Annotated in this window: 16 protein-coding genes; 5 read left to right on the top strand and 11 right to left on the bottom strand. The window is 44.0% G+C overall.

Going from position 1 to position 18,527, the window contains the following annotated elements; translation table 11 throughout:
• Positions 1–95: 95 nt before the first annotated feature.
• From lnt to miaB, 5 genes are read right to left on the bottom strand one after another with little or no spacing between them, the layout of a single operon-like run.
• A complete protein-coding gene (gene lnt / locus MARME_RS15230; RefSeq protein ID WP_013662154.1) occupies positions 96–1,673 on the bottom strand; it encodes an apolipoprotein N-acyltransferase in 1,578 nt (525 codons plus the stop codon).
• Position 1,674: 1 nt separating this feature from the next.
• Positions 1,675–2,541 (bottom strand): HlyC/CorC family transporter, encoded by an 867-nt coding sequence (locus tag MARME_RS15225; protein ID WP_013662153.1) that lies wholly within the window; start codon positions 2,539–2,541, stop codon positions 1,675–1,677.
• 12 nt (positions 2,542–2,553) lie between these two features.
• Complete coding sequence (gene ybeY, locus MARME_RS15220; RefSeq protein WP_013662152.1) at positions 2,554–3,021, bottom strand: rRNA maturation RNase YbeY; 468 nt, start codon at positions 3,019–3,021, stop codon at positions 2,554–2,556.
• Between the two features lie 2 nt (positions 3,022–3,023).
• Positions 3,024–4,070: a PhoH family protein gene (locus tag MARME_RS15215; protein WP_013662151.1), complete on the bottom strand. Its 1,047-nt coding sequence runs from the start codon at positions 4,068–4,070 to the stop codon at positions 3,024–3,026.
• Positions 4,071–4,121: 51 nt separating this feature from the next.
• Positions 4,122–5,474: a tRNA (N6-isopentenyl adenosine(37)-C2)-methylthiotransferase MiaB gene (miaB, locus tag MARME_RS15210; RefSeq protein WP_013662150.1), complete on the bottom strand. Its 1,353-nt coding sequence runs from the start codon at positions 5,472–5,474 to the stop codon at positions 4,122–4,124.
• Between the two features lie 188 nt (positions 5,475–5,662).
• On the opposite strand from miaB, the gene MARME_RS15205 reads away from it, so the two are divergent.
• Positions 5,663–6,352 carry a hypothetical protein gene (locus MARME_RS15205; protein ID WP_013662149.1) on the top strand — a complete coding sequence of 230 codons (690 nt, stop codon included), beginning with the start codon at positions 5,663–5,665 and terminating at the stop codon, positions 6,350–6,352.
• 49 nt (positions 6,353–6,401) lie between these two features.
• Here the strand turns inward: MARME_RS15205 and MARME_RS15200 are convergent, their stop codons facing one another.
• Positions 6,402–7,043, bottom strand: coding sequence for an OmpA family protein (locus MARME_RS15200; RefSeq protein WP_013662148.1), 642 nt, complete (start codon positions 7,041–7,043; stop codon positions 6,402–6,404).
• 107 nt (positions 7,044–7,150) lie between these two features.
• Positions 7,151–7,603, bottom strand: a complete 453-nt coding sequence (locus tag MARME_RS15195) for an EVE domain-containing protein (protein WP_013662147.1) — start codon at positions 7,601–7,603, stop codon at positions 7,151–7,153.
• 194 nt (positions 7,604–7,797) lie between these two features.
• On the opposite strand from MARME_RS15195, the gene MARME_RS15190 reads away from it, so the two are divergent.
• Both MARME_RS15190 and MARME_RS15185 read left to right on the top strand, forming a co-directional pair.
• Positions 7,798–8,898 (top strand): HD domain-containing phosphohydrolase, encoded by a 1,101-nt coding sequence (locus MARME_RS15190; RefSeq protein WP_013662146.1) that lies wholly within the window; start codon positions 7,798–7,800, stop codon positions 8,896–8,898.
• Between the two features lie 186 nt (positions 8,899–9,084).
• The gene (locus tag MARME_RS15185; protein WP_148231041.1) at positions 9,085–9,945 is read left to right on the top strand and encodes a histone deacetylase family protein; all 861 of its coding nucleotides are present in this window, start codon (positions 9,085–9,087) and stop codon (positions 9,943–9,945) included.
• Between the two features lie 38 nt (positions 9,946–9,983).
• Here the strand turns inward: MARME_RS15185 and MARME_RS15180 are convergent, their stop codons facing one another.
• From MARME_RS15180 to MARME_RS15170, 3 genes are all read right to left on the bottom strand, one after another.
• On the bottom strand, positions 9,984–10,619 hold the full coding sequence (locus MARME_RS15180; RefSeq protein ID WP_013662144.1) for an RluA family pseudouridine synthase: 636 nt from the start codon (positions 10,617–10,619) through the stop codon (positions 9,984–9,986).
• A gap of 33 nt (positions 10,620–10,652) precedes the next feature.
• Positions 10,653–13,475, bottom strand: coding sequence for an RNA polymerase-associated protein RapA (rapA, locus tag MARME_RS15175; protein WP_013662143.1), 2,823 nt, complete (start codon positions 13,473–13,475; stop codon positions 10,653–10,655).
• A 167-nt stretch (positions 13,476–13,642) separates the two neighbouring features.
• Positions 13,643–14,257, bottom strand: coding sequence for a YigZ family protein (locus MARME_RS15170; protein ID WP_013662142.1), 615 nt, complete (start codon positions 14,255–14,257; stop codon positions 13,643–13,645).
• Positions 14,258–14,365: 108 nt separating this feature from the next.
• Here MARME_RS15170 and MARME_RS15165 point away from each other — a divergent pair, with 108 nt between their 5' ends.
• A complete protein-coding gene (locus tag MARME_RS15165) occupies positions 14,366–15,652 on the top strand; it encodes a DNA recombination protein RmuC (protein ID WP_013662141.1) in 1,287 nt (428 codons plus the stop codon).
• A 114-nt stretch (positions 15,653–15,766) separates the two neighbouring features.
• Positions 15,767–17,110, top strand: coding sequence for an SAM-dependent methyltransferase (locus MARME_RS15160; protein ID WP_013662140.1), 1,344 nt, complete (start codon positions 15,767–15,769; stop codon positions 17,108–17,110).
• A 187-nt stretch (positions 17,111–17,297) separates the two neighbouring features.
• Here the strand turns inward: MARME_RS15160 and MARME_RS15155 are convergent, their stop codons facing one another.
• Complete coding sequence (locus MARME_RS15155) at positions 17,298–18,467, bottom strand: cation diffusion facilitator family transporter (protein ID WP_013662139.1); 1,170 nt, start codon at positions 18,465–18,467, stop codon at positions 17,298–17,300.
• Between the last annotated feature and the right edge of the window lie 60 nt (positions 18,468–18,527).

Below are 18,527 nucleotides of genomic sequence, written 5' to 3'. Positions count from 1 at the left end.
AGCTTCCTTCCTTGGTCAGTCTTTTAGAAAAAATTGAATATTAGTGCAATTATTTTACAAAATTTGACGTAATTGTAAAATAATTGTTTGTTTAGTCAAGATTTTGCTGGCTTTCTATCCAAGTAAACCGTCCCAATTCCCAAAACAATCAAGAGCAAAATCAACCCATAAAGGGGTAAGTTGCCGTATCTAACATAAGGTGTAATACCACTTGTGGTGTGGATTTCACCTTCTAAGGTTGCTCTTACAAATTGGGGGAGCATGCCTTTAATATTGCCGTTGTGATCGATGATGGCGGTAATGCCAGTATTGGTGGCGCGAAGTACGGGTCTGCCTGTTTCTTTTGCACGAAACTCTGCGATCTGTAGATGTTGCCACGGGCCAATGGAGTCACCGAACCAGCCGTCGTTGCTGATGGTAATGAGTAAATCGCTGTCTCTTATCATCTTTCGAACCAGTTCAGGGTAGACAATTTCGTAACACACAAAGGGTGCCACGCCGAGCTCGCCTGCTTGAAGGACAGGTTGGTTGGGCTCGCCTAAACTGAATTCGGACATTGGCATGCCAAAGATGTCGAGTATCGGCCCGACCCATTCGCTAAAGGGGATGTATTCGCCAAAGGGAACGAGGCGCTGCTTATTGTATAAACCGAAACCGTTTCCCGTTGCCCAGACGGAGTTGTAAAAGGTTTGCTTTTCTTTATCCCAAACAGGGACGCCTGTTATTAAGGTTGTCTTACTTTGTGCAAGCTCGTCGGAGAAGCTTTTTAGGTGGGGCTCTACTTGGCTGAGTAGATAAGTAATGGCAGTTTCAGGCCATATGACGAGATCGGCATCCAGATGATTAATGGTGGCTTGTTGGTAGTAGGCGAGAGTTGGCCCTGCTTGATCGGCCAGCCATTTTTCATCTTGTGGCAGGTTGCCCTGAATTAATGAGACTTTGAGTGTTTCTTTTTCTTCGACGTATTGAGGCGAGGTGGCGTTGAGCCATGCGCTTGTTCCCCATAGCGCCAGTAGAATGAGGCCGAGTAGTGCATTGCTTATGCGCTTTTCCCATACAATACAGGCAAACCAGTGGGCTGTAAGCAGGACAATGAAGCTTGTAAGCCAAATGCCACCAATAGGCAGTAGTTCGAAGAGCCACGTATTTTGAATTGCGTAGCCTGGAAGTAGCCAAGGGAAGCCTGTAAACAACACAGCCCTAAGCCCTTCAAATGCAAGCAAGGAAAGGGCTGTAATCAAAGAAAGAGGTAAGACATTGTATTTAGTGCGGATGTGCCAGCTTAGCCAGCCGGCCAGCCCCCAATACAGAGCCATGACAGCGACAAACCCAAATGTTATGGCGATGGCGATGACTAAACTGACTTGGCCAAAGTTCGCAATGCTGACGTAAATCCACGATACGCCAGCGCCGAAGAAGCCTAGTCCTAAAGCGAGTCCTCTATATAGAGCTTGTTTGGCTTTGTGGGCACTTAAGATTGCAATTGGGAACGCAGCAGAGGAAACAAAGTAAGCGGGCCAAATCTGATAAGGATCAAATGCGAGCACGCCGATAGCGCCGCTTAGAACAAGCAAGACAATAAAGAGGTATTCGTTTGTATTAATTTTGCTTGCTAGGCGGCGACACCACCCCAAGCCATCTTGATTAACTTGGGTGGTGTTTGAGGCTTGCATGTTAGATCACGTCTTCCTGAGTGGATTGAGTTACTTGAATGGTTTTGACTCGGCGACCATCGGATTTGATGATGCTGAAATGAAAACCATTGAATTCGATTTCTTCACCGCGATTCGGAACGTGGCCAAATTGCTGAACGATGATGCCACCTATGGTGTCAAACTCTTCTTCGCTAAGTTCTGTTTTGAAAAATTCATTGAACTCTTCGATAGAGCATAAAGCGGGTACAAGGAAAACCTTGTTATTGTCCGTAGGTTGAATTGCTTCGCTGTCTAATTTATCGGTTTCGTCTTCGATTTCACCAACGATTTGCTCAAGTACGTCTTCAATTGTGACTAGACCGGACACACTGCCGTATTCGTCTAACACGATGGCCATGTGGTAGCGTTTGGTTCGAAACTCGTTAAGCAAAACGTTTAAGCGTTTGCTCTCAGGAATGAAGTTCGCTGGGCGCAAACGAGCTAAAAGATCGTCTTGGTCTATTTCTCCGGCTTTAAACAGTAGAGGCAGTAGATCTTTTGCTAATAAAACACCTAGAATTTCATCAGAGTCTTCACCTACAACAGGGAAGCGAGAGTGCGACGAATCAATGACCTTGCGAATGGATGTCTTTGGGTCATCTTCAGACTTAATGACAATCATCTGAGAGGGCGGAATCATGATGTCGCGGGCTTGAACTTCAGATACTTCTAATGCACCTTCAGCAATAGAGAATGCATCTTGATCAATGACCTCCGATTTCACTGCAGTGTCGAGTAGGTTGATAATGTCTTTTCTACTTCTCGGTTCGTCATTAAAGGCTTGCGCTAAACGTTCGAACCAGGATTTTTGATGATCACTGGAGCTACTCGATCGATCTTCACTCATTGTTGTTAGAACTCACTCTACTAATAAATATGGGTCTGGAATGTTTAAGGTTGCTAAGATTTGAGTTTCCAAAGCTTCCATTTCTTCTGCTTCATCATCCTTTATATGATCATAACCGCGTAAATGCAATATGCCATGCACGACCATATGGCACCAATGGTGATTTAAGTCCTTTTTTTGGTCTCGGGCTTCTCGCTCAACAACTTGACGGCAAATGACCAAGTCGCCTAATAGCGGGAGTTCAACGCCATCTGGAACTTCAAATGGGAAGGATAAAACGTTTGTTGGTTTGTTTTTGCCACGATATTCGTTATTTAGTGTTTGGCTTTCTTCTTCGTCAACCAAACGTATTGTCATTTCATAACAAGTATCATGGTCTTTAGGCAGTGCGGATTCTGCCCAAAATTCGAACTCTTTATGAGACGGCAGGCCGTCGTTTTCTTCGGTGGCAATTTGAAGATCTAAATCCACATTTTGCATGTTTATCTATTCGCCTCGACTTTTTCCGCTGCTTTCGCTTTTTCGCGTTCTAGCGCTCTTTCCTTCTTCTCGACTTCTTGTTCTTCATCGAACTTGTCATAAGCCTCAACAATGCGTTGTACCAATGGATGACGTACAACATCAGCAGAAGCAAATTGAGTCATGCTAATGCCGTTAACATTGTCGAGTACGTGCATGGCGTGAGCCAAGCCAGAAGAAGTGCCTCGCGGCAAGTCGATTTGAGTACGGTCGCCGGTGATCACTGCGGTTGAACCAAACCCAATGCGGGTTAGAAACATTTTCATTTGTTCGCGTGTGGTGTTCTGGCTTTCGTCGAGAATAATGAAGGAGTTGTTTAGTGTTCGGCCGCGCATAAAAGCAAGTGGTGCGATTTCGATCACATTTTTCTCGATCAATTTATCGACCAGTTCAAATCCCAGCATTTCGTATAGTGCATCATAAAGAGGGCGTAAGTAAGGGTCGATCTTTTGAGTAAGGTCACCAGGTAGGAAGCCTAACTTTTCACCTGCTTCGACAGCAGGACGTACTAGCATGATTCGCTCAACTTTATCGGCTTCTAGTGCTTCAACGGCGCAGGCGACGGCAAGGTAGGTTTTACCCGTTCCAGCAGGCCCGATACCAAAGTTAATGTCGTGTTTACGAATTTGCTTTACATAGTTTTGCTGATTTTTACCTTTGGGTTTGATATACGCTTTACGGGTTTTTATCACCAACGCATCTTTTTCTGGTTTGCCTTTTGCGAGAGCCTCAATTGCCGACTCTTGTAAATATAGGTGAATTGTCTCAGCAGAAATGTCCTTCTGAGCTAACGCCTCGCGATACATATTTTGTAACAGCATCTTTGTCGCGGCAACACGATCAGTGTCTAAGCCACTGATGTTGAAGTTCTCACCACGGTACTGAATGGTAACATCGAGGCGTTTCTCGATCAGTTTCAGATGTTCGTCGAGTTGACCGCAAAGGGCTGCGATAGCAGGAGCCTCAACAGGCTCCAAGCGTAATTGCTGTATTGTTTGGGTTGTTTCCAAGAGAGACCTTTATTTGCTACTGAATATGTCGATAAAGCGTTTATCGAAGATTTATAACTGATAATCGTCATCAAGTTCTGAACCCGCTAACTCGCCTAATAGAGAGTTAGGGTAGGCATCAGTAATGACAACATCGGCAAACTTACCAATTAATTTTGGATCATCTGCTCGGAAATTAACAATTCGATTGTTTTCGGTACGGCCTTGTAGTTGACCTGGGTCACGTGGTGAATAACCACTTACAAGAATTCGCTCAATATTGCCCACCATGTTTAGACTGATGTCGTAGGCTTGCTGCGAGATACGGCGTTGCAAGATCGCAAGACGCTCTTTCTTCAATTCTTCTGGCGTGTCGTCTTCAAGATCAGAAGCGGGAGTGCCGGGGCGTTGGCTGTAAACGAAACTGAAGGAGTGATCAAAGCCAATTTCTTGAATGAGGTTCATCGTATCAATGAAGTCGTCATCGGTTTCGCCTGGAAAGCCAATAATAAAGTCTGACGATAAACTAATTCCAGGTCGAGCGTCTTTAATGCGGTTAATTTTATCAATGTAATATTGACGGTCGTGGCCACGCTTCATTGCACTAAGAACATTATTTGCGCCACTTTGAACAGGCAAGTGCAAATGACTGACAAGTTTTGGTTCTGTTCGGAATGCCTCAATAAGACTGTCTGTGAATTCGACAGGATGCGATGTTGTAAAACGAATGCGTTCAACACCCTCAATACGAGCGATAGCGTGGATGATATCTGCAAGATCGGCTTCATCGCCGTCTTGAGTTTCACCGCGGTACGCATTTACGTTTTGGCCAAGTAGGTGAATTTCACGAACGCCTTGCTCGGAAAGTTGAGCGACTTCTTTTAATACATCTTCATAAGGGCGGCTAACTTCTTCGCCACGTGTGTAAGGAACGACGCAGAATGTACAGTATTTACTGCAGCCTTCCATTACGGATACAAAGGCTTCTGCACCTTCAACGCGTGGAGCGGGGAGGTGGTCAAACTTCTCAATTTCTGGGAAGGTAACGTCGGTTATCGGGATATGAGTTGCGGCAGCGTCGACCATTTCTGGCAGCTTATGCAGCGTTTGAGGCCCAAAAATCATATCTACATGTTTTGCGCGTTTGCGAATATTATCGCCTTCTTGGCTGGCCACACAGCCACCAACACCAATAACGAGATCTGGGTTCTTTGCTTTTAGCTTCTTCCAGCGCCCTAGTTGGTGATAAACCTTGTCTTGCGCTTTTTCACGAATGGAACAGGTGTTAAGAAGAAGGACGTCTGCTTCTTCTGCGTTTTCTGTTATTTCCATTTCGTGACTATCACCCAACAAGTCAGCCATACGAGACGAGTCATACTCGTTCATCTGGCAGCCGTGAGTTTGAATGAATAATTTTTTTGCCATGTAAATCTGTAAACCTAAAAATGTGTGTCAAATGACTTTGTGCACATTATATTGGGCTTTAAGGCGGAAGCCCAGAGGCAAGACGAACTATTCCGTTTTAGTGTCGTTATAAACTCCTAAACTTAGGCGACATTTCCGTTTTGTTTGCATAAAATGAAAATGTGGTCAAATTAGGATAGGGAGAGTGCGTGCGTAAGCTAGTCGGTTTAGGGTGTTTTACAGCGCTTTTTAGTCAGTTTATTTTGGCTGAAGAGTTGGCGTTACCAAATTTCGAGGCGGGGGTTGGCGTTGGTGGTGCTTCTAATGCTAACGCTTATGATCTGGACTTAACCATCAACATCCCCTTGCCATATTATATGAGTGGTCAACTCCTGCTTGATAGTGATTTCATTAGTGGTGATGGTCCATTAGGAAGTTATTCGCAATCTGAGTTCTCGGGTTTGGTGTATGTGCGTAATCAGAATGGTCGATTAGGCTTTGGGCTGGGGCAAAAACAAAACAAACCACGGGATAGCCGTCGCTCGAGCGAATCCACGGTGATTGGGAGGGCAACTGCTGCATTTTATATTGGTAATTTTACCGTTTCGACCATGTATATTAACTATGATTCTGATTTAGATAATGCGTCGTCAAGCGAGTCTGGTTTTACCTACTTTCCTACAGAGCACCGCAGTGTATCGTTATTTCGAGAGGTGTTTGATAACGAAGAGGCCTGGCGAATTGAAATGGCTTCGAAATATGATAAGGAAGGGTTGTCTAGTATTCGTTTGATCGCGCGAGATGGCTCATCAGAGGACTCATTTTATCTCGCGCTTCAATACCGATATTACTTTGATCGAAGTTATACGCTCAAAGAAAGAAATCGATTGTTTTATTAGTTGGTCAAGTGTGATGATTTATCAAATGTAGACGCTTAACGCTTAACGCTTAACGCTTAACGCTGAATGCGTCTCCTGGTGTTTTGTAGTCCCACACCGTCCACTTTAATTTGGGGTAAATCTCTTTTGCTTGGAATTTAGACACAACGCTTGCTTGAACGCGTCGGTTTTTTCTGCGCTCAACATCCGTTTCATTTGGGTACATTGGACGAGATTCGCCGTATCCTAAGGCAACGATGCGCTCTATATCGATTTTAAATTTTTCTGACAACGCCTTAGCAATAGATTGTGCACGGCGTTGAGATAGAATTTCGTTAGATTCTTCATCTCCGATATCGTCAGTATGGCCTGTGATAATAGCGATGGTGTTTGGATTCTTTTGTAGGAACTTACCTAACTCTACTAAGCCGGGATAGTATTTAGGTTTAAGATTATATTTGCCAGTCTCGAAATGAACATCGAGCTCACTAGAAAGCGTTTTTACCGTATGGCTGGGACAGCCATTGTTATCAATTAAGCTTTTTAATGGGGTGTCCGGGCAGGTGTCGCGAGCATCAATAACACCGTCTTTGTCTTGATCCTTCAAGCGCTCATAGATGCTTGGGCTCAATAGAGTGTTTGCTTGGCTAATGTTGCTAAGCAGAGAGGCTGAAAGCAAACAGAACGTAATACTAACTGACATCCATTTCATTATTTAGTGATCCAATTCGTTTAAATAGTGGAAACGTAATGTAACAGGTTTAGACCAAAAAACAACCAGACCCCCCTGCTTTTCAGTATAAACTTTCGTTATACTTTTTATGTCATTTTGGCTATTAAGTATTGTGCATGCTCATCGGAAAGTGGAATGATTGACAGTCGGCTTCCTTTTTGTAAAAGCTTAAAACCAGATAATACGGGGTCATTTTTCATATCTTTTAACGTCAGTGGTGTGGGCAATTTCGAGATAAATTCAATGTCTACCATAAACCATCTTGGGTTATCAGGTGTTGATTTGAGATCAAAGTATGGGCTTGTTTCATCCCAGCTCGTATTATCTGGGTATGCTTCTTTATTTACCGATGCGAGGCCAACGATGGCGGGAACTTTGCAGCTAGAGTGATAAAAGAAGACAGTGTCGCCCATTTTCATCTCTTTCATAAAGTTGCGAGCTTGATAGTTTCGAACGCCATCCCAAGGTGATGTTTTCAAGTTTTTTAAATCATCTATCGAGAAGGCGTCTGGTTCAGATTTCATCAGCCAATAGTTCACAAAAAATATTCCTATATTTGCACAATAAAACAATCATTTGATTCATAATTCAATAGATTGTAACTACAATGAGGCATATAAGTGAATGATGGCTGCGAAAATGTGTGGTGCAGCTGCTTCTCAGTGCTTAACTTTCAGTTAATGACATTACTTAGCTTCCCAAAGGAGCGATTTTAAGCGACGGAAAAATAAGTATGAGTCAATTTGCGTGTAAAGAATTCTCAGCGTTAGACAAAGAGCTTAAGGATGATCTTTTAGAGTGCTACCAGGAAGCGCAGCAAGAAATAGAAGAAGTAATTAACGACATAGAAGACAACGGCTTTTCGTTTGATAAGTTGGATAACTTATTTCGTTCTCTTCATAGTATGAAGGGAAATTGTTCTGTTTGTTTTCTAGATCCTCTTGTGGATGCTCTGCATCGACTAGAAGAAATCGTCGATGGTATGCGCGGTGGCTACATTAAGTACGATTATCATCTTGGAGCGCTGATCAATGTCGTAATTGAGCGTGTGTATGCTTTATTGCTGGATCTGTATAAATATCATGGTGCGGACACGGCTCAAATACAGTTAATTCAATCTCATTTAGATAGTATTTACGCAGAAGAAGACGACTCTCAGCGCCCGGAGATGGCGGAAGCTTTCATCGCTATTTTAGAGGATGGAGCCAATGAAGAGGACGATGAAGACGCCTCAAAAAGTTTTGTAGTAAAGGTCGAGTTTACAGAAACTCAGCAAGCCGACATTGATTTGTTTAAAGAGTTTAGTACGCGGTTAAATCGACTATTAGGCTACTCTCCAGAACGAGGGGAGCGTATTCTTAAGCTTGCTCAGCTGATTAACAATGAATGCGCCAGGCCAGTGGATCCCGTTCAGCTAAGTGCTGCTGCCTATATGCATAATATGGGAATGGCAATGATATTAAAGTGTAAAGATGACGAAGCGGCGAGAGAGCAAGCAGAACGAAACCACCCTTTAATTGGTGCGCAGTTATTAAGTAAACATCCCGGCTGGGACGACGCAACCGCGATGGTGAGTGCATATCAAGAGCGGTTTGATGGTACAGGTTACCCTGAAGGTTTAGTGGGCCCACTTATTCCACAAGGAGCGGTGATTCTGGCTATGGCAGTTAAGTTTATAGACATTGTTTGGGGGAAATCGGGTGACGAATATAAAAAGAGTGCCATGCGAGCCATTCAGAAGGTGAATCAACAAAGCGGGAAACGTTTTCCTCCTCATCTGATTGATTCGTTCAACAAAGGAATCCGAAAAGTTCTGGTTGCCCGTAGTAAGTAATGCTACTGGGAAGACGGTTGTTTAGAAGTAGGGGCCTAACAACAAGTGCCTTTTATACTCTGTGTCATTTAGAAACAGTGATGCCTAAGTTAATTCATGATATGACGTATTTGTAAGTAGATTGTGATTCCATTTGTTTTCCACCCCAATTATTCCATTCCGTTTCCTTCGAATCATCGATTTCCTATGTCTAAATTTCGGTTGTTGGCTGAGCAGCTTAGCGAGCTCGGTATCCTGACATCCGAAAACTGCTTTGAGCCTTCGCCGCTTTCGTTAACAGCGTTAATGCGCGCTCATGATAAACATTATGTGCAGCGTTTTGTGCGTGGTCAGCTGACTCAAAAAGAAGAAAAAGAGATCGGCTTGCCTTGGAGTGAATGGCTCGTCGAGCGAACATTGCGGGCTGTTTCTGGCACGATTTTGACGGCTGAACTCGCGTTAGATCATGGCTTGGCATGTCATTTAGCGGGTGGGACGCATCATGCGCATCCTAGCCACGGTGCGGGCTTTTGTATATTCAATGATCTAGCAGTAGCGTCGATCGATTTAATTCATCGAGGGCTAGCAAAAAAGGTCATGATATTAGACTGCGATGTGCATCAGGGCGACGGCACAGTGGCTTTTTTCACGAACAGAGACGATGTGATTCCTGTTTCTTGGCATTGTGATGAAAACTACCCCGTAGATAAGCATCAAGGAGGCGTTAATATTGCCCTTCCAAAGGGCGCAGACGGCAAGTGTTATCTGTCCGTACTCAAAGAAACCTTACCAGATCTGCTATTAAGATATTCTCCAGATTTTGTATTTTATGATGCCGGTGCTGATGTGCATATAGACGATCGTTTAGGCTTTTTAAATCTAACAGACGATGATGTGCGGATGCGTGATCGATATGTTCTCGAAACCTGTTTAGATTTAAGTTTACCTGTCGCCTGTGTTATCGGAGGCGGTTATGACCGCCAAGAATATAAAGTGGCTCAGCGGCATAGTATTTTACATCAAGTGGCTAACGAGATAGGAAATGAACGGCGTTTGGCGTTCATTTAGCTTATTTGTCGTAGTGAGTTGGATTTATGGAAATGACTCTATAAAAAGACACAGGGCGCAATAAACTTCACCCAAGCGGATGTAAAGGGATGAGCGAACTCTATACGGTAAGCATGTAAAAGTAGTCGCTCATCTTGATTCGTATATAAGTCGTCGTAAAACTCGTCTCCCACAATGGAGTGTCCTAGGCTCTGCATATGTACTCGAAGTTGATGAGATCGACCTGTGATCGGACTTAAACTCACGAGCGTGTTGTTCCCGACTTGTTTAATTGGCTTCCATTGTGTTATCGCGTCTTTTCCCCATTCCGTGCAAATCATTTGTCGTGGTCGATTGGGCCAGTCGCAGCGTAAAGGCTTACGTACCGAGCCACACTGCCCAATGGGCGTGCCTCGAACAATCGCGAGATACTCTTTGTCTACTTCTTTTTCTCGAAATGCTTTGTACATCCGTTTTTGACATTCAAGGCTTTTCGCTACCAGAATTAAGCCGGATGTTGCATGATCAAGGCGGTGCACGGCGTAAGCTTCACCACAATACTGCTCTGCTCGATGCAGTATTGAGTCGAGTTTTTCTGGACCACGACCTGGTACGGATAAGCAGTTTTCTGGCTTATTCAGCACCAGCAGCCATTCGTCTTCATAAAGAATGTCTAAAATAGGAGGGCGTTCCACAGTCGTGCGTTGTCCAACAGTGACCAAACCCGATTATTCGGGTTTGGTGGTTAGAATGATACGAATCGCATCGAGGCGAATCTGGTGTTCATCAATGCGTTGTAAACCTTCGCTTAAGTTTGTTTCTAGCAGGTCAATGTCTTCCTGTGAAACGGACTTATTCTGAGTTCGCAGTTCGCATAGTCGATTTATTTCACTCTGCCAACGATGTTTGTAGTCTTCTTTGGCTTCATGAACCATAGGACGTGCGAGCTCTTGAGCGTTAAGTTGATGTGCTTGTAATAGCTCAATCAAGTCCTTGCGCAGGGCTGCAACCCATTGCTCGGCTACTCGGTTAGGCACCCCTTTTAGCTTTTCTGCCCATTTGTCTGCGGTAAATTGGCTATGAAGGAATTTCGCATTCTTATCAGACAACTGCCAGATGGGGGTCATTGGTAAAGATTGCGCTAGTTTCAACCTCGGGTGCGCACTGGCTTCAATGACAAACATTGTTTCCAGTAACACAGTGCCCTCTGGTAAAGCAGCAATAGGAAGAATCGCGGATGTAAGTTTACCTGAGTCAAAGCTCTGAACTTCGTCCATCAGCATGTTAATTAATGGGTGTTCCCAAGTCGCAAAGGCGACGTCTTCTCGTTGACTTGCTTGACGGCGGTTTAGCATAAGGGCTTTGCCGTCATCATCAATTCCTGGCAAAGCTTCTACCATCATATCGCTTGATGGACGAAGGAACCATGATGATTGGTCAGGCGCGTCGTTCAAACAATCTGCGTAGATATTAAATGCATGAGTAACTTGTTCAATGTAATCATGCAGGCCTTGCGTGGCTTCATCGTTGATCTGGTTGATTAACTCTGCTGCGCGATCAGGGCGACAAGAGGACATTTCTAACAACCTGTTCCGGCCTTCATCCATTTGCTTGAGTAAGTTGTCATGGAATGCATTAGCTTCCAATAGCAAGCTCTTGTCATCATCTTGGCCTGTTATAAAAGCATGTAACGGCTCTTTAAACGCCATGTTTACCTTATCACCCGCGCTGGTGGTGCGCTCAAAGGCATTTAACGCATGGTGGTACCATTGGAATAAGCGCTCTTGAACACTGTTCTTAATGTACGGAATGTGGATTTCAACCGTGTTTCTTTGACCTAGTCGATCGAGGCGACCAATACGTTGTTCTAGTAGATCAGGGTGTTCGGGTAAATCGTACATGACCAAATTGTGGCTAAATTGAAAGTTGCGACCTTCACTGCCAATTTCTGAACACACTAAAATTTGGGCGCCGTCATCATCAGCAAAGTAGGCTGCTGCTCTGTCGCGATGAATAAGTGGCATTTGTTCATGGAAATCCGCACTTTGAAAACCGGCAAATGTAAGCTGGTCATTGAGCCATTGTGCCATGTCGGCGGTATGACAAATAACCAGTACTTTGTCTGCCTGGCATTCTAAAAACTCTTTTAGCCAAATCCAGCGTGGATCAAGCTCCCAAAGGCCGTGATCGACCTCCATTTCTGGAAGAACATGTCGTGTTGCTGAGTCGAAATGTTCATTGTTTTCCAGCGGATAGGTGTTCAGATGACGCTCAGGAAAGCCACCGATCGCCGCTCGGGTGTTACGAAATACTTCACGCCCCGTACCATGTTGGTCGATAAGCCAGCTAATGGCATCTTTAGCCGCTTGAATGCGTGCTTTTGTGTTTTTGCTTTCTAAGTTTTCGAACCAGTCTTTAAGTTTGACATTTTCAAGGTAGTTGCCAAACAGTGTTTTCCAGTCGGTATCCGATGGCTCGAAACCTTCCTCGGTAAGCGGGAGAAGCGCTTCCGCTAGTTCCGCTGCGGCTTTGAATTCACCCTGTTGTGCTTGATAAGCCTCGAAGTCGTGATAACGATCAGGGTCAATAAGCTGAAGACGAGAGAAGTGCTCTCTTTCACCTGTTTGTTCAGGCGTGGCACTCAATAGCAGTAAAGACTCGGTATTCGCTGCCAATCGCGCAACAAGTTGATAGCCAATGCTTGGTGTTTCTGGGTCCCATGACAAGTGGTGTGCTTCGTCGACAATAACAATGTCCCACTCTGACGCGATCATATGCTGGGCGGCTTTACCGTGTTGGCAAACAAAATCGATCGGCGCTATAACAAAGGGTTGTTGGTCGAATGGGTTATCGTCGCCTTCCATAAAGTCTTCGTAAACAGACTCGTTGATCAAGGAGAAAGGCTGGTGAAAGCGACGTAACATTTCGACGAGCCATTGGTGCTGTAGGTTTGTCGGCGTTAAGATCAGCGCGCGTTTACTTAGCCCATTCATGACTCGGTGGTGTAGGATCAATCCTGCTTCGAGTGTTTTCCCCATACCCACCTCATCACACAATAGAGCGCGAGAGCGTGGGCGGTTAGCGATGTCGTGAGCGAGGTAAATTTGATGCGGCAGTAATTCTGCCTTTAACCCCATTAAACCTCGAACAGGAGAAGCGGCAAGTAATGCTTGATGCTCTAAGGTTTTTCTACGTAAGTCGAACCACATGCGACGGGCGGGAGATAGCGCCAGAATAGAGTCGAGTTCGTTCTTGTCGTTTCTGGGGAACGAAATTTCAGATTCGTCTAACCACTCGGAGCCGACTTTATAGAACATTAAGTTCTCGACTTCTTTTATCTCGCTTACTGTGAAGGCTTCGTTTTCAAACAGTAGTTGATCACCTGTGGTGAGTGTTCGGCGTACTAAACTGGTTTGGGAAACGGAGTAATTACGTTCAATTTCAGAATCTGAGAAGAACAGAGTAAAGGATTTGCTTTGAGTTTCAATGATGGTGCCGACACCCAGATCAGGTTCGTTTCGGCTACTCCAGCGTTGTCCAGTTTGATACATAATTCGTTTTCCAATTTTACTTAAATGTCGCTATTAAAGGGTGTTGATCTATTTATGCCTGAAGTTTGAAGAATAGGTTAACTTCAGTACTTTTCAATTTGCTTCATGTTCAACCGTAGTCTATTACTTCACTGCTTATTGGTTTTATCTATATTTTTTTGCTTTGGTTAGTCTTCGGGGCTAATGAATTCAATGCTGCCCTGACAAAGGTCAACTAAACTTTTTTTGTGATCGCTCCAAGTTCGTTCAATGACCGCAAGTGAGAGTTCAATGTGTTCGTTGTATTGCTTTTCGTTAATCTCAATGTCGCTATTTTCTAGCCAATACTCCACTTTACCAAGCAACGCGTATGCGATTTTGATTGTGATGTTGACTCGTGGATAAACCTGTTCATATTCGACTTGTGTTAAGGCTTGTTGAACGGCTTGACTGTATGCACGGACTAATCCACCTGCTCCTAACTTGATGCCACCAAAATAACGAGTGACAACCACTGTGATCTCACCAAAATCAGAGTGCTGTAAGACATTGAGCATGGGTTTTCCTGCTGTTCCTTTTGGTTCTCCATCATCACTTTGATCCCAAAGATGGGCGTTGTTGGGTAAGCCCGCAACAAATGCCCAACAGTTGTGGTTAGCGTCAGGATGGCGCACGCGCAGTTCGTTAATGAAGCGTTTGGCTTCGTCACGGCCTTTTGTCCGCTTTATAGTCGTAATGAACTGACTATTTTTGATCTCTAGGTCGAAGCGTTGCTCGTGAGTTGGGCTTAGGTAGTAATCCATGTAAACTTCATTTAACGTTTTGTTTTTAAAAACACTTTTTATGCTGCATGGGAATCACGGGATTCCGATGTTGTGCAAGGTGTTCATTTTAAGGTGGATTAAAGCTTTATGTCAGATTGGGCTCTTCAATCGTCAAGTTGGGTGCTAATAGGTGTTGCTATAAGTGTGCTTGTTACATCACTCATAGCGATGCTTATTGTACAGCGTATACGGCGTCAGTGGCAGCTTGACAGCGAAAAAAATAGGGATGAACTGTCTAATAAAACACTACTTTTGAATCAGGCTCGTGAGCAAATCCACATTCTTGAAAAAGAGTCGCTAACCCTTGAGCAGCAATTTGCCGCTGCGCAAACGATTTGGCAAGAAAAAGAACAGTTTTATCAAGAGCAGAAAAAACAGAATGAGCTGCAGTTTCGTCAAATGGCCAATGACATTATGCGACAGCAAGGTGAGCATCTCGCCAAAGAAAATGAGCGGCAGTTGGGGTCACTACTAAATCCTCTCGGAAGCCAGATTCAAAAATTTCAGGAAAAAGTCGAAAAAAGTTATGAGGAGGAAGCGCGAGAGCGCTTTTCACTTGTTCGAGAGATTCGAAACTTACAACAGCTGAATCAAAAAATCAGTGATGATGCTTTGTCACTTACCCAAGCATTGAAAGGTCAAAATAAAATTCAAGGCGGATGGGGAGAAGTTATTTTAGAGCGTATCTTAGAGCGCTCTGGTTTAGAGAAAGGGCGTGAATACGAGGTTCAGGTTTCCGCACAAAATGAAGAGGGCCGAAGGCTTCAGCCAGATGTTGTGATATATCTCCCTGAGGGAAAGCAGGTTATCGTTGACTCTAAGATGGTATTGGTGAGTTACCTCGCCTATGTTGAGGCGGAGACGGATGAGGAGAGGCAGGCGGCACTTAAACTGCATTTAGAGGCAGTTAAACGTCATATGAAAGAGTTGAGTGCCAAGTCATATCATGATCTACCTGGTGTAAGCTCAGTGGATTTTGTATTGATGTTTATCCCTATTGAGGCGGCATTCGGTCTCGCGTTACAAGCTGATAATGGTTTGTTCGGAGAAGCGTTTGAGCACAACATTATTATCGTGGGGCCATCGAATCTGTTAGCGACACTACGTACTGTTCAAAATATTTGGCGTAATGAAAAACAAAGTCAGAATGCCATTGAAATTGCGCGACAGGCGGGGGCCATGTATGACAAATTCGCCAGTTTCGTGGAAGACGTAGAGGAAGTGGGCGATCGTATCGAACAAGCTAGTCGATCCCAAGAGTTAGCGATGAAAAAGTTGCGTTCTGGTCGAGGAAACTTGGTTGCACGAGCGGAGCGACTTAAAGAAATGGGAGCGAAAACCTCAAAAGCCTTACCTAGGGAGCTAGATGAGTAATCGGTTCTGTGTTTTTTGTTGGAATTTAGATGTAATTGCCTGTAATTGTTTATTGAGTATGCAATGCGTTATTTTAAAAGCACTTATAAAAAACTGGACTCTCTAGGAGTGTGTATGTTGGATAAAAATGCGTCGAAAAACGATTTGACGTTAGAGCTCAATGAGCTGGTTGATGTCATGTTGGATTCTGCCCCTGAACGGTTAATCGCGAATAAGTCCATTGTCGATCGTCTCGTAGAATTATTATGCGATGTTACAAAAATAGAGCTTCATCCAGCACTTTTTCGAGACGAGCACGCCACTACGACATCCAAAGGTCGAGCTGTATCGATGACGACAGCAGCGCAGTGCGCTGAAGAGTTTATGCGCACACAGGTTTTTATTCGAGGCGCTTACAGCGCAATTACTGAGCAGCTTAAAGGGAAGGAGAGTATTGAGCTTCTCTACGGAGGAACGGGTCCTTTTGGTCTGATTGTATTGCCTCTGTTGCATCGTTTTGCGCCCGAACAGGTTCAATTAACCTTGCTCGATATTCATCCTGAGTCGTTAGAAGCGCTTGAACACGTTATAGAGGTTTTACAGGTCTCTGATTATATTCGAAGCATTCAGTGTGTGGATATTCTTGAATGGGATGCCCCTGCTAAAGCCTTCGATGTTATTGTGTCTGAAACAATGAAGATGTTATTGAAAGATGAACCTCAAGTGTCCATCTTTCGACATCTCGCACCGTCGTTAAAGGACGGGGGAACACTGATACCAAGGCAAGTTCAGCTCGACGCATGGATAACTAGTGATGGAAAGGAGCGAAATGAGTCGCATCATATTGGACGATTTTTTACACTTGATCTGGCCTCTTCACTGGCGTTATCTCTTCAGAGCGAACCTAAAATTGAATGCAGCTTAGAGCTTCCGACTCGGCAAAATAAGGTGGTAGATTTAACCTTAACAACGTATATCCAAGTCTATGGCGAAGAGTGGTTATACGACAATCAATGTTCGTTGAATCTAACATTTTGTATAAATGATATAGAGCCGTCCGAAAGCGATGGGAAAATACATTTTTGGTATGAGTTTACTCGGTTGCCTCGATTTGCGTTTAAATACGATGTTGATGCCAACGCGTTGGAAAAGCTTACTTTGTTAGCGGATCCTCTGGAGCAAAATTCAATTGGCATACCTTATATTAAACATTATTGGCAAAAGCATCAGCTTATCAAGACGGGTAGGTACAATAGCAACACGCTTGGTAACGCTAAGTGTGAAAACCTCGAAGACAGGTGCGCTTTGGAACATCAAATGCTGGTGGCATTAAATTTACCGTTGTACGAAACGTTGCAGGAAGTTTATCAATCGAGAACTGAAGAAGAGTTTTGTGACTTTATTTTAGGGAAAAACAATGGCGTGCTAAATCCTTCACAAATAGTTGAGGTTACTCAGCTTGCCTCTCAGATAAGTTAATGGGAAGTGTCCCACATTAAGAGCTGCTTCAAAGTAAGGGGAGGTCAGAGTAACACTAGGTTAGAGTAACACTAGGCCAGTGTAGTACTAGATCGGACTAAGAATGGGCCTGAGTAGGGAGAATCTATTCTTAGTCCTTGGGCTGATCCCCTGCCTTAAATGTACTTATTTAAAGCGCGAAAATACCTTATACGTCGCTATAAGACCAGGCTACGGAGTGATGTTGCCCGTATGGTAGTGTGCTTAAATCCATTTTTAATCCGTTTGTTTTCATTTCTTGGTGAGACGAGTCTATCTTGTCCGCAAGCGCGTGGATTACGATCGTTAATGAGTTATCAAGATAATGCAGTTGGGTTTTATTTAAATCAATGTAGTCTCGGTGCAATCGTAATACAAAACCTAGATCCGCCAAAATCTGATCACGTGCAGGCATATTAAGTTGAGCAGGCTTGGTTAGCCCCTCTTGTGGAAGAGAGTCTGTATTTTGAACTCGGTCATCGGTATCAACGTGTACCAATACGTCTTGGACCTGAGGGTGTGCTTTCTTGATAGTATAAACAACCAAGTCGCTTAGATAGTGCCCTTCACTGACGCTTGCGTGAGCGGGTACATGGATATGCAGATCCAAGTATATTTTTCCTGCCATTGAGCGCGCGCGCATGTCATGAGGTGCCATGATATTTTGTAGGCTATCCACCGTATTTCGTATGTTGTTAATAACTGCAGGATCTGGAGCCGTATCAACAAGTTCACTCACATTTTCCCAAATCATCGAGAACGCAATTTTAGCGATTAGAGCAGCGACAATGATGGAAGCCAGCGTATCAGCCCATTGATACCCCCAAAAAACGCCACCTAACCCAATAAGAACTGCGATTGAGGAGAGTGCGTCGGTTCTGCTATGCCATGCGTTGGCGATTAATAAGCGGCTCTGTATTTTTTCACCAGCTCGTTTGGTGTAATGGAATACTCCTTCTTTGACGACAATTGTCAGTATTAAACTAGCGATGCCGTACCAAGTGACGGTTGCTTGAGAAGTGTTAGTGAATGACTCGAAAGCGATGCCTGCGGCAACGACGATAAGCACCATTCCAAGCAGCACAGTAGCAAGTGTTTCATACCTTAAATGGCCGTATGGATGGTTTTCATCTGGCGCCTGCCGTGCTTGAGAAGTGGCAACTAAAACGAACGCATCTGTTAATAAATCAGACAAGGAATGGATGCCGTCTGCAATCAAGGCTTGAGATTGAGAGAAGTAACCTGCGACAATTTTAGCGATACCTAATATAGCGTCGCAGACTGCACCAACGAGTGTTACTTTTTTAGTAATTTGTTGTTCTTCAAGCAGTTTTTTCATATTTTTTTCTGTCGCAGGCTATTTGTATCAGCTTTCTTATGACTGAAAATAACTCACCAT

This window comes from Marinomonas mediterranea MMB-1, assembly GCF_000192865.1.
Taxonomy (GTDB): domain Bacteria; phylum Pseudomonadota; class Gammaproteobacteria; order Pseudomonadales; family Marinomonadaceae; genus Marinomonas; species Marinomonas mediterranea.
Note: the sequence above shows the minus strand (reverse complement) of the source record. Positions and strands in the feature narration are given on the sequence as shown.